Below are 14227 nucleotides of genomic sequence, written 5' to 3' on the forward strand. Positions count from 1 at the left end.
GCCAGGCGAATTGGCGTCACACCGTCCGTACGGTTATCCGCATGGCGAGGAGACGGGCGGACGCCTGTTATCGAGAACTGGGCGCGGAACTACGGAAACGGCGGCACGCCGCCAAGCTGACCGAGCGCGAGCTGGGGCGTCAGACCGGCTGGTCGTCGACCAAGATCTCCCGGATCGAGTCCGGGCACATCGGGCTGCCGACCGTGGACGTGTTCCACTACCTCGGCCCCTGCAAGGTGTACCGGCCGCAGGCCTTGGAGATGCTCGAACTGTGCCGAATCGCCGATCGCAGGCTCGGCTACTGGCTCAGCCCGCACGGCGAGTGGGTCAACAACCAGCTCCACTCGCTGATCTTCCACGAGTCAACAGCGGCTGAGTCGGTGATGTACGAGCCACTCCTCGTGCCGGGTCTGCTCCAGACGCCCGAATATGCCCTCGCCATGAATACGGGTCGGTCAAATCGATCGCATGAGACCATCAGCCGATATGCGCAGGTCCGGATGCGCCGCCAGGAAACCCTTCACAGGCCAACTCCGGCCCGATTCGACTTCTACGTGCACGAGCAAGCGCTTCGGATCCCCGTGGGCGGTTCAGCCGTCATGCATGAGCAAGTGCTCAAACTTGTGCTGCTGTCCGGGCTGCCACACATCACGATCCGAGTCGTACCAATCAGCGCTGGCGAGAAGTCCATCTTCGGCGGGGCTTTCCGGCTGTTCGGTTTCGAACGTCATGACCCTTTGGCCTATCTGGACAGTCATGCCCATGGCGTGTTCCTCGAAGGCCCCGAACTGGTGCGACCGTACAGTGAACTGCTTCCCGACATTGCCGCGATCGCGCTTAATGCGGAGGACTCCAGGAAGTTCCTCGCCGGCCTGGCGAGCGAGTACGACCTCGCCTGCACGGCCGGTTCTGACCTCGTGCGATGAGTTTTCGCCGCCGTGGCGGTCTACCCGTGCATGACGAACACGGTGCTGGAATTCTCGGTCTCGATCGACGGGTTCGCGACGGGCCCGGACGTGGACATGGACACGCCGATGGGCGTGGAGGGCGAGCGGCTGCACGCCTGGATGGACGAGGCGGCTGACGCGCCGTTCGCCCGGCGGCCACTGGACCGCGCCGGCGCGTTCCTGCTCGGCAGGCGGATGTTCGACCTCGGCGAGCGACCGTGGGGCGAGGACGGCACGTTCCGCCGGCCGTGCTTCGTGGTGACCGGCCGACCGAAGGAGATGCTGGTGAAGGGGCCCACCACGTTCACCTTCGTCACGGACGGGTTCACCCGAGCGGTGGAACTGGCCCGCGAGGCGGCCGGCGAGCGTGACCTGGTGATCATGGGCGGACCGGCGATCGCACAGCAAGCGCTCGCCGCCGGCATCGTGGACGAGATCCGGCTGCACCTGGTGCCGCTGCTGCTCGGCGCCGGCACCCGGCTGTTCGAGCCGGCCGGCCGTGCACTGGTCGGCCTGGAACTCACCGAATGCGTGCACACGCCGGCCGCCGTGCACCTGACCTACCGCCGCCCATGATCAGAGCATCGAGCCGCCGGTGACGTCGAGGTCGTGGCCGGTGACCCAGCGCGCGTCGTTCGACACCACGAACGCCACCGCGTCGGCCACGTCATCGACCTCCCCGACCCGGTTCAGCGCGGAGTAGCCGGCCGCGCGGGCGTAGTCCTCCGCGCTGTCGTGCAGCCACGGGTTACAGCGTGTGGCTGAACACGTCCAGCGCGCCCTTGGTCATCGAGTACGCGATGATCGAGGGGAACGCGACGCGCGTGAGGAGAGGTCTCCGGAGCGCACAACTGAACGGGATTCAGCGGGCTCGATCCCGCAGCGGGGCGTTGACCAGGGGTTTCAGGGCGCTGGTTCACTCACACGGGTGAGGTCCGCGCGTTCGTGCGTCGTCCGGCACGCCCAGCTCGCCGCGCACCGGGAAAGCCGTGCCGCCGGCGGCCGTGATCTCGTCCACGGTTTGCTTGGCCGCCACGTCGTTGCTGCCGTAGTGCACGGCGATCAGCGCGCCTTTTCTGTAGCGATCTATACAGAATTAGCCTAGCCGAAGAACCGTATCGATCGCTACACAAATCAGAGGCGCAGGCCGCCGGTGGCGTCGAGATCGTGCCCGGTGATCCACCTGCCGTCGTGCGAGGCGAGGAACGCCACCGCGTCCGCGATGTCCTCCGGCTCGCCGATCCGCTTGAGCGCCGCGGCGTTCACGACCTGCGCGTAGGTCTCCTCGCTGCCGCGCAGCCACGCCGAGTTGATGTCGGTCTCGACGAACCCGGGCGACACCGAGTTCACCGTGATCCCGCGCTCGCCGAGTGCGGCGGCCAGCGTGCGGGTGAACACGTCCAGCGCGCCCTTGGTCATCGAGTACGCCATGGTCATCGGGCTCGCGACCCGCGTGGCACTGGAGGAGATGTTGACGACGGTGCCGCCGTCGCGCAGCCGGGTCAGCCCGGTCTGGACGAGCCGGAACGGCGCCTTGACGTTCACCGCGAACGCGCGATCCAGATCCGCGGCGGTCGTGGCGGTGAAGTCGCCGGCCGGGGCGACACCGGCGTTGTTGACCAGGATGTCCACGCCCGGCTCGGCGCCGAGTTCACGCAGGCCGGCGTCGAACCCGACCCACAGCCGTTCCGCGTCGCCGGCCACACCGAGTTCGGCGCGCACCGGGAAAGCCTTGCCACCCTTGGCTTTCACGTCCTCGACGGTCCGCCTCGCCGCGGCGTCGTTGCTGCCGTAGTGCACGGCCACCAGCGCACCGTCGGCGGCCAGCCGCTTGGCGATCGCCTGGCCGATCCCCCGGCTCGCGCCGGTCACCAGCGCCGTCTTGCCGTCCAACGCGCCCACAGCCGCACCGGCCTTCCCGTAGATCGCCCCGGAATCGAACAGTATCGGCAATTCCATAACGCTCGTCATAGAATGTGGGGGTGACGGCGACAGAACAGGGGGCGCGGCCGGGTCGGCCAAGGGGTTTCGACCGGGATGAGGCGTTGCGCCGCGCGATGCTCACGTTCTGGGAGCACGGCTACGACGCCACCTCGATCGCCGACCTCACCGGCGCCATGGGCATTCGCGCGCCCAGCATGTACGCCGCGTTCGGCGACAAGATGCGGCTGTTCGCCGAGGTCGTCGACGTGTACCAGCGCACGCACGGCGTGTTCGCCAAGGGCGCGCTGGACGAGGAGCCCACGGTCCGCGCCGGCGTGGCCAGGATGCTCGCCGAGGCGGCCGTCGCCTACACCGAGCGCGGCCACCCGCGCGGGTGCCTGGTCATCAGCGCGGGGATCAACTGCACCGAGGCGTCGGCCGACGTGGAGACGATGCTGCGGGACATCCGCAACGCCAATGTCACCGCCATTCGCAAGCGGATCCAGTCCGATATCCGGAGGGGCGCACTGCCACCGGAAACCGATGCCAAGGCGCTGGCGCGATACACCGGAGCGGTTCTCCAGGGAATGTCGCAGCAGGCCCGCGACGGCGCGTCGAAATCGGAATTGCTGGCTGTCGCCGAAATGGCGATGCACTGCTGGCCGTCAGCGTGAGGGCGGCGACCAGACTCCCACGAAACTGCCGCAGCTGATCCGCTGATCGGTCAACCCGGAACGGATCGTCTCCTCGAGATCACCGTATCCGGCGATCGGCGCGTCGACCGGAACGCTCGCCGGCACCGTGGCGCCGGAACCCAAGGCGGGAAAGGAAACCGTCTGGAACAGCACGAGATAGTCCCCGCGCGCGTTCAGCTCCTTCACCGTGTTCAGCATCCGCTCGCGCGCGTCGCCGACCAGCTCCATCGGCAGCGGCCAGTCGATCGGGAACGGATTCTGATGCCGAGTCGCCGGATACACGAACGGATTGTCCGGGAATACCGCGATCCCGCCGGCCGGATGACGAGAAATACAGTCGCTCATCTGCGCGACGTATCGATGCGTGTTCTCACTGGTACGAATTCCGCGCATACTCGGTAGCACGTCGCCCAGGTCTCTGGTGAGCATTCCCTGCGGCTGATCGAAATACGGTGCGCGATCGTGCTCGGCGGCCACGAGCAGCCCGGCGAGAACCGTCCCGGCGAGGCCCAGCGCGGTCGCCGTACCCAGCCGCACGGGTGCCGCCAGCACGGGCACCGGGACCGACCGCCACACCAGCCACATCGCGCCGAACGCCAGGCTGCCGCCCAGCAGCGTCGGCGACGAGTACCCCCACGACAAGCTGCACATCCAACCGAGCAACGCCACCATCAGCCCGCGCCACGGCACCGCACGCCGGATCACGCCGTCCACCGCGGCGGCGGCCAGCAGCATCCAGAACAGCGCGATCGCCCAGTCGCCGGCCCGCACCAGCGCGCCGTCCGCGATCACGTACACGACCAGCACGGTCGCCGCGACCGCGCCGGCCACCCGCACCGCGACCGTCCACCGTGGCCCGCGCGCCAGCGCCGCGCCGATCGCACAACAGGCGAACAGCAGCGCCACCGGCCGGGGATCGAATCCGGGCGCGGTGAAATCGGTCGACCAGACCTGCCACAGCCGCTCGCCCCAGGCCTGCGCGCCACCGGTGAGCTGGCTGATCGACTCGCCCAGCCCGCCGGCCACGGTCACCACCGCGAAGTACACCAGCGGGAACGCGCCCAGCGCGACGACGTCGACCACCGTCGCGCCCCAGCGTCGCGGCCGCCGGCGCACCGCCGGGTGCCACAGCAGCATCGCCAGCGCCACCGGTGCGGCGAACGCGAAGCTCTGCTTGCACATCACGGCGAACCCGACCAGGAACAACCCCAGGCGCCGGCGCCACGCCGAGTCGCCGCGCAGGCCCGAGTCCAGCAGCCACCAGCCCACGGCGGCCAGGAAGATCCCGTCCACCGTGTGCCAGGCCATCAGCGGGAACGTGTGCATGTTGACCAGGGCCGCGGCCGCCACCAGCCCGGTGCGCAGCGGCCCCCAGCGCAGCGGCGACTCACCGGTGATCAACACGGCCAGCGCGATCGTGGCCACCGTGATCTCCAGGGCCGCCACGAACGCCGAGGACACGAACAGCGGTGCCGGTACGGCGAAGTCGAGCACGTGCAGCACGGCCGAGCCGAGCGGGCGCGCGGAGATCACGTCGACGTGCGGGATCTCGCCGTTGATCAGGCGCCAGGACAGCGACAGCATGAAGCCCTGGTCGCTGGGATTGAAGCCGAACCGCCCGATCCGCGCGACCACCGCGACGCACAGCAGCACCACCCAGGTGGCGTGCGCGGCCACCCGGATCGCGGCCGAATCCCACCACCGGGCCGGCGCGCCGCCCGCCGTCTCACCGGCGCTCGCCGCGTCACGCACGTCCACCACGCGCACACTCTCGCACGCACGCGACGTCACACGATCAGGCAACCCTGGAGCACGCGAGCGCGTTGATCCATATGTGATCACCGCACGTCAGGGACACTGCCGAAACATCAAAGAAACACGCTCGGTACCGTGACGCACTTAGTGGCGGCCGCATCCGTGGGCGGATGCGCGCGAATTCCCATGAGGATGGTTGCCAAATGGCGATGAGTCCGACTATTGCCGAAGACGGCTCGGACAGATCCACCAGGCTGCGGCGCGCGCTGCCGGCGCTCGCCATGCTCGCGATGCTCGTCGTCGCGGCCGGGTTTCCGTTGCTGCGCAACACGATCTTCTTTTACTGGGACGACACGGTCGGCTCCACCGTGCCGATCTGGCGGCGCCTGGCCGAGTCCGTGCTGGACGGCCGGCTGCCGCTGCTCGAGCCGGACATGTGGCGCGGCGGCGCGTTCGCCGCCGAGGCGTCCACCGGCATGTTCAACCCGGTGATGATGCTGATCGCGGTCGCCGTCTACCCGCTGGACAACATGGCGCTGGCGATGACGATCGCCAAGACGCTGTTCCTGATGCTGCTCGCGCTCGGCGTGTACTTCCTGGCGCGGCGCTACCGGGTGCGGCCGTGGATCGCCGCCGCGGTCGGCGCCGCCACCCCGCTGGCCACGCAGACGTTCTACTGGGACGCCTCCTCCTGGACGTACTCGCTGATGGCGACCGCGTTCCTGCCGTGGGTGTGGATCGCGCTGCACCGCGCGGTACACAGCGGCGGGTCGCTGCTGTGGGTGGTGCTCGCCGGGTACCTGTGCTGCTCGCTCGGCAACCCGTACGGCCTGCTGGCCACCGGAGTGCTGGTGATCGCGTTCATGATCGAGACCGCGGTGATCGGCAAGGCGAAACGGGCCATCGGGCTCGCCGTGTCCGGCGCGTCGGTACTGGCCATGAGCATGATCGTGTACCTGCCGCTGGTGCTCACCTCGGCGGTCGGCTGGCGGTCGGAGGCCGAGACCTACAACGACGAGTTCCTCTCGCCGAACCTGTCCGACCTGTTCGGCATGAGCACGCCGATCAACGAGCCGTGGATCTCCAGCTTCGGCAGCTCGCACCTGGCGATCCCGGCGATCTACCTGGCGTGGTTCGTGCTGCCGCTGCTGCCCTGGCTGCGCTGGCAGGAGCTGCGCGGCCGCGGGCGCACGCTGACCGCGCTCGCGGTGTTCGGCGCGGTGTACTTCCTGCTGGTGCTCGGGCCGTCGCAGATCTGGATGTTCCGCTGGCCGCTGCGGCTGGTCACCTGCCTGTGGTTCCCGATCATGATTCTGTGGGCGATCCTGGCCAGCGCCGGGCTCGAACGCACTCGGGTGAAACTGCGGGCGGCGCTGTCCTTCGGCGCGATCTTCCTCGGCGGGTTCATCGCGTGGGGCGACATTCCGGACAACATCGGCGAGATCGCGCTGGGCGGTCTGGTGGTCGCGGTCCTCGTCGGGCTCGTGGTGTGGCGGGGCGTGCGCGACCGGTTCGGCATCGCCGCGCTGATGCTCGGCACGCTCGCGGTGCTCGGCCTGCAGCTCGCGTACTACCCGAGCATGAACGGCGTCACCAACTATCGGTTCCCGACCAGCCAGAAGGAGCTGACCGAGCGGTTCGCCAAGTACGAGGGCATGACCGTGCAGATCGCGAACGTGACCAATGTGCACGGCTCGGACCTGCATCCGGGGCGCGCGTACCAGGACATGCTGTTCGGCTCGATGTACTCCACGGCCGGGGTGGAGACCACGACGGCGTACTCGGGCATCGGGTTCACCAAGCTGGACAACGCGCTGTGCGTGGTCTACCAGGGCTCGATGTGCCGCGACGCGTGGAAGGCGCTGTGGCTGCGACCGCTGGACTACCAGGTTCCGCTGGCCGATCTCCTGCGAGTGCGGACCGTCGTCGTGCAGAACTCGCTCGTGGACACACGCAAGGAGGACCCGCCGCCCGGGTGGCGGCGCGCGCCCGAGGCGGAGTCCACCGATCTGGTGACGGTGTGGAAGCGGGTCGCCCCGCTGCCCCACCCGGACGGGCGCGTCTCGCACGTCTCGCGGGGTGTCACGGTCGACTCCGACCGGATGACCGGCACGGTCGGCGAGCGGCTGAACTTCAAGCGGGACAACGGATCCGGCCCCGCGTCGATCTCGTTCGCGCGGCTGGCCTGGCCGGGTTACGTGACCAAGGTGAACGGTCAGCCGGTGGATTGGCGGACCAACGAGTCGGGGCTGCTGGTGGTGGATCTGCCCGAGGGTGTCACCAGCGGTGAGCTGGAGATCGACTGGAAGATCCCTGGTCTGGGGCTGGAGGTCGCGGCGTTCGCGGTCGGGTTGCTGCTGGCCGCCGGTGTCGGCATCGTGCCGGCCGTGCTGCGACGCCGGCGCCCTGCGTCCACTTCGGACGGTCGAGTGTCCGATGTGGACTTTGAGCCGGACGACAGCTCGCCGAACGGCAACGGCGGGCGGCACTCCAAGGACGCGGTCCGCGCGCGCTCCGAGTCGCCGTAGTCAGGGGCGAGTGTCGGTGGCCGTGAAGACGTCGCGCAGCGCCCCGGTGGCGGCCTGGACGTAGCGGGCCGGCACGGGGGCGAACACGCTCTCGTGTGCTCGTGAGTTCGCGATCAGCGCCTTCTCGGCCAGCGCGACGCCGTCCGGGGTGAGGCTGATCCGCGTGCTCCTGCCGTCCCCGGGGTCGGCGTCGCGCTCGGCCAATCGCCGGGCGACCAGGCGGTTGATCACGTTGCTGGTGCCGCCGGTGGACAGCAGCAGCGACTTGCTCAGCTCGTTGGAGCGCAGCCGGTAGGGCTTGCCGGACCTGCGCAGGGCGGCCAGCACGTCGAACTCGGTGGCGGTCAGGCCGAGCTCGTCGAACACGCGCCTGGAGGCGGCGTCGAGATCGGCCGCGAGCACCATCACGCGCTTGGACAGCTCGGAGGTCTGGGTGAGGGCGGTCGGCAGCTCGGAGCGCCAGGTGGCGATCAGCTGGTCGACGCGGTCGGGGCGCTCGGTCACGGTTGAACCCTAACTTGCTCACGTGATAGCTTTCTCGAAAGCTTTTTTGAAAGCTTTACTCAAAGCTTTCGTGATAGCTTCCTCGATAGCTTTCCGGAAAGCTTTCGCCTGACGTGGAGGAGCCACCCGTGACCACCGACCGCACGCTGCTGCACGACGCCCTCGTGATCGACACCGAGCCGGAGCCGGTGGCCCGACCGCACACCGACGTGCTCATCGAGGGCGACACGATCGCCGCCGTGGGGCCGGACCTGCCGTCCGCCGGTGCCACGGTCATCGACTGCACGGACAGGATCGTGCTGCCCGGATTCGTCGACACCCACCGCCACACCTGGCAGGCCGTGCTGCGCGGAATCGCCGTGGACATCGATCTCGGCACCTACATCGATCTCGTGCCGCGCACCCTCGCGCAAAGGTTCCGGCCGTCCGACGTGTACGCCGGAACCCTTGCCGGCGCGCTGGAGTGCCTGGACGCGGGCGTCACCACGCTGTTCGACTTCTCGCACATCCAGAACACGCCGGAGCACACCGACGCCGCCGTGGCCGCGCTGCGGGCCAGCGGCATCCGCGCGCTGTTCGGCTACGGCTACCCGTTCACCGGCGAGGCGGCCGACCACCTCGCCGGGCTGCGCCGCGCCCGGCGCGAGCTGTTCGCCGAACCAGCCGGCCTCGTGACACTGGCCGCGGCGCCGCACGGGCCGTCGTACACGCCGATCGAGGTCGTCGAGCAGGATTGGCGGCACGCGAGGGAACACGGCATACGCATCACCGTCCACATCGGACGCGGCCCGGTCGCCGCGCGCCCCGTCGAGGCTCTCCGGGAACGCGGCCTGCTCGGGCCGGACGTGACGTTCGTGCACGGCAACGACCTGGCCGACGACGAGCTCCGGATGATCGCCGACACCGGCGGATCGATGGCGGTGACACCGGCAGTCGAGGCGCAGATGGGGCACGGCGCCCCGACGCTGGGCAGGCTGCGCGCGGCCGGCGTGACGACCGGGCTCGGCGTCGACGTGGTCACCACGGTCGCCGGCGACATGTTCACCCTCATGCGTGCCGCACTGCTGACCAGCCAGCTCGACGGCCGGCCGTGCACCGCGTCCGACGTGCTGCGGCTGGCCACGCTGGACGGCGCGGCCGCGATCGGCATGGCCGACGAGGTCGGTTCGCTGCGGCCGGGCAAGCGGGCCGACGTCGTGCTGCTGCGCGCGGACGCGGTGAATCTGGCCGGCGGCCGGCACGACCCGATCGCCACCGTGGTCACCTCGGCGCACCCCGGCAACGTCGACACCGTGCTCGTCGGCGGCCGGCCCGTCAAGCGCGACGGCCTGCTGCTGACCGCCGACCTAGCCGGCGCGCTCACCGCCGCCGGAGCCTCAGCCGATCGACTCGCGGCGGCCTGACCCGCACCGCCACCTCGTCCGTCCACAATGGACCGCACGAGCCGCCGACCTATCCACAACCCCCGTGTTATCCACAAGTCGATCACCATCTCTCGACCGACCCCAATCCCCCGATACGCTGACGCCGGACCACCCCCCAGGGCGGGTGGGGGGAACTGTGGGCAAACCCGAGATACGGCGAAAACCATTGCGGCGCAAGGGGGTTCGCGGAGGGCGGAGCGATTCGAAGCAGATGGTCGGCGGTTCGGGTCAGGGGTTCGGGGCGTCGGTGGTGCACTCGGTGAGGAGATCGTGCAGCTCGTAGCCGGCGTCGTAGATCCGCTGCCGCTGCGGCTCCGGATACGCCTCAGCCGCGGCGTGAGTCGCCGGCACCGGGTCCACCATCACATTCACAGCCTGCCGCGGGATCGAGTCCGCGCCGGACCACGCGACCGCGCACGTTCGCAGTGTGTCGGCCAGCTCGTCGTAGAGCGCCTGCTGGAAACCCTCGTTCGTCCGCAGCGCGACGACGAACCATCCCGCCGCGTCGACCAGGCGCTCGACGATCACACCAGCGGTCGGGCCGGCTCGGCGGCGGTCCACCAGGCGAACGCGGCCACCAGCGACGCCGGCAACTCCACCGGCGGCCGCCCCTGCTCGTACGCCGAAGCCAGCACCGCCACGTCGGAGTCCGCGATCCCGGACCGGCTCATGCCGACCGCGTTCACGCCGTGCAGCCGCACCGGGCTCCCGTAGGCCTTCGCGAACGGCGGCACGTCGCGGCTCACCGCACTGCCCATGCCGACCATCGCGCCCGGGCCGATCACTCTCCGCTGGTGCACCACCGCGTTCATCCCCACATTCACGCCGTCGCCGACCTGAATGTGACCGCCGAGGCTCACTCCCGCCGAGAGCGTCACCCGATCGCCGATGAGACAGTCGTGCGCGACGTACACCCGGTTCAGCAACCAGCAATCCGCACCGATCGTGGTCGGCCGGTAGGAACCCGCATGGATCGTGCTCAGCTCGCGGATCACGGTCCGCGCGCCGATCCGCACACCGGGCGCGTCCCGCGGCGCCGACCACTCGGACGGGTGATCCACACCGGTGATCTCCGGCGGTGTCCCGATCACACAGCCCGGCCCGATCCAGCAGTCGTCGCCGACCTCGATCGGCCCGAGCAGCACCGCGTGCGGCCCGACCGTGACACCGGTTCCGAGCTTCACGCCGTCGCCGATCACGGCGCTGGGGTGCACGCTCACGAACGGGCCTCCACCAACTGCTCCCGGCGCGCCAGCAGTGCGGCGACCCCGGCCGACCCGAGCTCGGCGACGGTGAACATCACCCGCGACGCCAGCGCGAAGGCGGCCGCCGCGTCCAGGCCGATCGCGGGCGCCAGCGCGGTCGCGATCAGCACGTCACGCGCGCCCGCACCCGACGGCACGATGAAGAACAGCAGTCCGGCCACCAACCCGACCGCCACCGCGCCGACGCTAATCAGCAGCACGTCCAGGTGCGGCGTGCCGTCACCGGTGGCGAGCAACCACAGGTGCGCGCCGAACAGCGTGTAGGACAGCACGGACACGCCGAGCGTCTTCGCGATCGTGGTCAGCCGCAGCGCGTGATCGAGAGGGCGCTTCCGGAGCACCTTCAGGACCAGATTCACTCCCCAGGTCAACACCTTCGGGTGAAGAACGATCAGTGAAACCGGCAGCGCGGCGTAGAGCCAGGTGGCCCGGGGGTTCGCGTCGAGCATCCGCGGCAGCGCGATCATGCCGAGCGTCAACATCGCCACCACGGACACGCCGACCTGCACCAACGAGCTGACGAACATCCGGGCGCGCGGGATGCCGACCTTCTTGCCCAGCTCGATCTGCAGCACGTACGCCCAGACCGAGCCCGGCACGTACTTGCCGAGCTGGCTGACCAGGTAGATCTGCCCGGCGCGGGTCTTGCTGACCGGCGCGCCGAGATCGTTCACCACGACCCGCCAGGAGAACGCGCCGAGCAGCACGCCGATGATCACCGCGAGCTGGCTGGCGGCGGCCATGTACCAGGGCACCCTGCTCAGCGCCGCCCACATCTCGTCCCAGCGCGTGACCACGTAGTACGTCGCGCCGGCGACCACGGCGGCGATCAGCAACCGGCGCAGCCAGGTGATCGCGAGCGTGCGCCAGTTGGTCGCACCCGCGGGCGGTTTGTCCGCTTCCTCTTGCGGTACGACGTCACTGTCCACGGTCATGTGCCCTCCGGGCGCCTGCGTTCGATATCCGTTCCCCCGAGCGTTGGCAAGTCCGGCCGAACGCGTGCGTCGGGCGCGTCGGTCGGATCGCAAGAGGCCAGGGTAACGTGTGGCCGCGCGACCGGCGGGGCAGCGCACACACAATGACGTGGGGACCCGTCCAAGAAGAAAGACAGCCGATGATTCCGATCACCGTGGTCGACGTCCGCGACGCCGAACCACTCGTGACCGAGGTACTCCGATCGGGCGTCATCGCCCAGGGGCCGATGGTCAAGCGTTTCGAGGACACGTTCGCGTCGATCGCCGGTGTCGATCATGCCGTAGCGGTCAACAGCGGCACAACAGCCCTGGTCGCCGCGATCGAGGTACTCGACCTCCAGCCCGGCGACGAGGTCGTGACCTCGCCGTTCACCTTCGTCGCCACGCTGAACGCGATCCTCGAGGCCGGTGCCACCGCCCGGTTCGCGGACATCACGCTCGACGACTTCTGCGTCGACCCGGACGCGGTCTCCGCCGCGGTCGGCCCGCGCACCAAGGTGCTCATGCCGGTGCACCTGTACGGGCAGATGGCCGACATGAGCCGACTGGTCCCGCTCGCCGAGCGGCACGGGCTCGCGATGGTGGAGGACGCGGCGCAGAGTGTCGGCGCGACCTACGACGGGCACCCCGCCGGAAGCTACGGCGTCGGCTGCTTTTCCTTGTACGCCACCAAGAACATCACCACCGCCGAGGGCGGCGTGATCACCACGTCGGACGCCCAACTCGCCGATCGGCTGCGGGTGCTGCGCAATCAGGGCATGCGCGCCCGCTACCAGTACGTGGTCGCCGGCCACAACTACCGGTTGACCGACCTGCACGCCGCCGTCGGCATCCCGCAGCTGGAGAAGCTGGACGAGATCACGTCCCGCCGGCAGCGCAACGCGGAGGCGCTTTCCAAGGGGCTCAACGACATTCCCGGCCTCACCGTGCCGGAGCCGCGGCCCGGCCGCACGCACGTGTGGCACCAGTACACGGTGCTGATCGACGGGCCGGCCACGCGCAACGGCGTCGGCCGCGACGCGCTGTCCGCCGCGCTGACCGAGCGCGAGATCGGCAACGGGATCTACTACCCGAGGGTCGTCTTCGACTACGACTGCTACCGCGACCACCCCCGGGTGATCAGCTCGGACGTGCCGGTCGCGTCCGCCGTCGCGGCGCAGGCACTCTCGCTTCCGGTGCACCAGCACCTGAGCGGGTCCGATGTGGACAGTGTGGTGTCCGCTGTCCGGGAGGTGTTGGGAGCATGACCGCGAGACCGCGGATCGCACTGGTCGGATCCGGCGCGATGGGCTCACTGCACGCACGCGTGATCGCCGCGTCCGAGCGGGCCGAGTTCGCGCAGCTGATCGAGCAGCGTGAGGACGTCGGCAAAGAGGTCGCCGGCAAGTACGGCGTGCGGTGGGCCGGCGACGTGGACGGACTGTCCACTGTGGACGCCGTGGTGATCGCGTCGGCCACCGAGTCGCACTACGACCTGGCCAAGCACGCGATGGCGCTGGGCAAGCCGGTACTCGTGGAGAAGCCGGTCGCGCCGAAATACGAGCAGTCCGCCGAGCTGGTGGCCGACTCCGAGCGGCTCGGCCTGCCGCTGATGTGCGGGTTCCTGGAACGGTTCAACCCGGCGATCCTGACCGCGAAGCAGCTCGTCGGCGACGTCGTGCAGGTCAACGCGGTGCGGCATTCGCCGTTCGTGCCGCGGATCCGCAACGGCGTGGCCACCGACCTGCTGATCCACGACGTGGACCTGGCGATTCGCCTGATCGGCGGTCCCCCGTCGGTGGTGAAGGGGGCGTTCGGGTACTTCCACGACGTGTCCAAGGAGAGCCGGTCCGAGGACAGCGCCGACGCCACCATGACCTTCCCGGACGGCGCGATCGCCACGATCTCGGCGAGCCGGATCAGCCAGCGCAAGGTGCGCACGATCTCGGTACTCGAGGTGGACCGGCTGATCGAGGTGGACCTGCTGCGCCGCGACATCACGGTCTACAAGAACGTGACCCACTCGGTGGACGGCGGCGGCTACCGGCAGCAGACGATCATGGACATCCCGATGATCCCGTACGCGGCGGAACCCCTTGCCGCGCAACTGGATCACTTCCTCGACCTGATCGAGACGGGCGCCGGATCGGACGCCGTCGCCGAGGAGCGCGCGGCGATCCTGCCCGCGCACGTGGTGATCGACAAGGTGACCGCGTCGGCCTCGGAGGCCTGA

The 14227-nt window shown here is 69.5% G+C and carries 15 protein-coding genes; 7 read left to right on the forward strand and 8 right to left on the reverse strand.

The annotated features are described in order from the left end of the window. Positions 1-41 precede the first annotated feature (41 nt). Complete coding sequence (locus tag EV193_RS05150; protein WP_130342734.1) at positions 42-926, forward strand: helix-turn-helix domain-containing protein; 885 nt, start codon at positions 42-44, stop codon at positions 924-926. A 30-nt stretch (positions 927-956) separates the two neighbouring features. Beyond that, complete coding sequence (locus EV193_RS05155; protein WP_130342735.1) at positions 957-1523, forward strand: dihydrofolate reductase family protein; 567 nt, start codon at positions 957-959, stop codon at positions 1521-1523. On the opposite strand, the gene EV193_RS05160 is transcribed toward EV193_RS05155, so the two are convergent. The 3 genes from EV193_RS05160 to EV193_RS05170 form a co-directional block, all read right to left on the reverse strand. After that, on the reverse strand, positions 1524-1688 hold the full coding sequence (locus EV193_RS05160; protein ID WP_130342736.1) for an SDR family oxidoreductase: 165 nt from the start codon (positions 1686-1688) through the stop codon (positions 1524-1526). Between the two features lie 175 nt (positions 1689-1863). After that, on the reverse strand, positions 1864-2004 hold the full coding sequence (locus EV193_RS05165) for a hypothetical protein (RefSeq protein ID WP_207222488.1): 141 nt from the start codon (positions 2002-2004) through the stop codon (positions 1864-1866). Positions 2005-2081: 77 nt separating this feature from the next. Beyond that, entirely contained in the window at positions 2082-2906 is an 825-nt protein-coding gene (locus EV193_RS05170) for an SDR family NAD(P)-dependent oxidoreductase (RefSeq protein WP_130342737.1), read from the reverse strand. Between the two features lie 23 nt (positions 2907-2929). On the opposite strand from EV193_RS05170, the gene EV193_RS05175 reads away from it, so the two are divergent. After that, positions 2930-3544 carry a TetR/AcrR family transcriptional regulator gene (locus EV193_RS05175; RefSeq protein WP_242613142.1) on the forward strand — a complete coding sequence of 205 codons (615 nt, stop codon included), beginning with the start codon at positions 2930-2932 and terminating at the stop codon, positions 3542-3544. On the opposite strand, the gene EV193_RS05180 is transcribed toward EV193_RS05175, so the two are convergent. Further along, positions 3536-5326, reverse strand: coding sequence for a hypothetical protein (locus EV193_RS05180; protein ID WP_242613143.1), 1791 nt, complete (start codon positions 5324-5326; stop codon positions 3536-3538). The genes EV193_RS05175 and EV193_RS05180 overlap by 9 nt on opposite strands. Before the next feature lie 203 nt (positions 5327-5529). Between EV193_RS05180 and EV193_RS05185 the strand changes: the two genes are divergently transcribed. Then, positions 5530-7848: a glycosyltransferase family protein gene (locus tag EV193_RS05185; protein ID WP_130342738.1), complete on the forward strand. Its 2319-nt coding sequence runs from the start codon at positions 5530-5532 to the stop codon at positions 7846-7848. Here the strand turns inward: EV193_RS05185 and EV193_RS05190 are convergent, their stop codons facing one another. Then, entirely contained in the window at positions 7849-8352 is a 504-nt protein-coding gene (locus EV193_RS05190) for a MarR family winged helix-turn-helix transcriptional regulator (protein ID WP_207222489.1), read from the reverse strand. It lies immediately after the preceding gene. A 128-nt stretch (positions 8353-8480) separates the two neighbouring features. Between EV193_RS05190 and EV193_RS05195 the strand changes: the two genes are divergently transcribed. Further along, complete coding sequence (locus EV193_RS05195) at positions 8481-9755, forward strand: amidohydrolase family protein (protein WP_130342739.1); 1275 nt, start codon at positions 8481-8483, stop codon at positions 9753-9755. 249 nt (positions 9756-10004) lie between these two features. Here EV193_RS05195 and EV193_RS05200 read toward each other — a convergent pair whose 3' ends face one another. Genes EV193_RS05200 through EV193_RS05210 form a run of 3 tightly spaced genes read right to left on the reverse strand, consistent with a single transcriptional unit; the run spans position 10005 to position 11976 of the window. Further along, positions 10005-10337 (reverse strand): hypothetical protein, encoded by a 333-nt coding sequence (locus EV193_RS05200; protein ID WP_130342740.1) that lies wholly within the window; start codon positions 10335-10337, stop codon positions 10005-10007. Continuing rightward, positions 10301-10996, reverse strand: a complete 696-nt coding sequence (locus tag EV193_RS05205; protein ID WP_130342741.1) for a DapH/DapD/GlmU-related protein — start codon at positions 10994-10996, stop codon at positions 10301-10303. The genes EV193_RS05200 and EV193_RS05205 overlap by 37 nt, the downstream gene beginning before the upstream one ends. Next, positions 10993-11976 carry a lysylphosphatidylglycerol synthase domain-containing protein gene (locus EV193_RS05210; protein ID WP_130342742.1) on the reverse strand — a complete coding sequence of 328 codons (984 nt, stop codon included), beginning with the start codon at positions 11974-11976 and terminating at the stop codon, positions 10993-10995. Before EV193_RS05210 ends, EV193_RS05205 begins: the two co-directional genes overlap by 4 nt. A gap of 179 nt (positions 11977-12155) precedes the next feature. Between EV193_RS05210 and EV193_RS05215 the strand changes: the two genes are divergently transcribed. Both EV193_RS05215 and EV193_RS05220 read left to right on the forward strand, forming a co-directional pair. Further along, entirely contained in the window at positions 12156-13262 is a 1107-nt protein-coding gene (locus EV193_RS05215) for a DegT/DnrJ/EryC1/StrS family aminotransferase (protein ID WP_130342743.1), read from the forward strand. Then, positions 13259-14227: a Gfo/Idh/MocA family oxidoreductase gene (locus EV193_RS05220; protein WP_130342744.1), complete on the forward strand. Its 969-nt coding sequence runs from the start codon at positions 13259-13261 to the stop codon at positions 14225-14227. The genes EV193_RS05215 and EV193_RS05220 overlap by 4 nt, the downstream gene beginning before the upstream one ends.

It is taken from the genome of Herbihabitans rhizosphaerae, assembly GCF_004216555.1.
Taxonomy (GTDB): Bacteria; Actinomycetota; Actinomycetes; order Mycobacteriales; family Pseudonocardiaceae; genus Herbihabitans; species Herbihabitans rhizosphaerae.

Coding starts and splice junctions, on each gene's coding strand:
- EV193_RS05150 (WP_130342734.1), top strand. CDS start 42: ATGGCGAGGAGACGGGCGGACGCCTGTTATCGAGAACTGGGCGCGGAA.
- EV193_RS05155 (WP_130342735.1), top strand. CDS start 957: ATGACGAACACGGTGCTGGAATTCTCGGTCTCGATCGACGGGTTCGCG.
- EV193_RS05170 (WP_130342737.1), bottom strand. CDS start 2,906: ATGGAATTGCCGATACTGTTCGATTCCGGGGCGATCTACGGGAAGGCC.
- EV193_RS05185 (WP_130342738.1), top strand. CDS start 5,530: ATGAGTCCGACTATTGCCGAAGACGGCTCGGACAGATCCACCAGGCTG.
- EV193_RS05210 (WP_130342742.1), bottom strand. CDS start 11,976: ATGACCGTGGACAGTGACGTCGTACCGCAAGAGGAAGCGGACAAACCG.
- EV193_RS05215 (WP_130342743.1), top strand. CDS start 12,156: ATGATTCCGATCACCGTGGTCGACGTCCGCGACGCCGAACCACTCGTG.
- EV193_RS05220 (WP_130342744.1), top strand. CDS start 13,259: ATGACCGCGAGACCGCGGATCGCACTGGTCGGATCCGGCGCGATGGGC.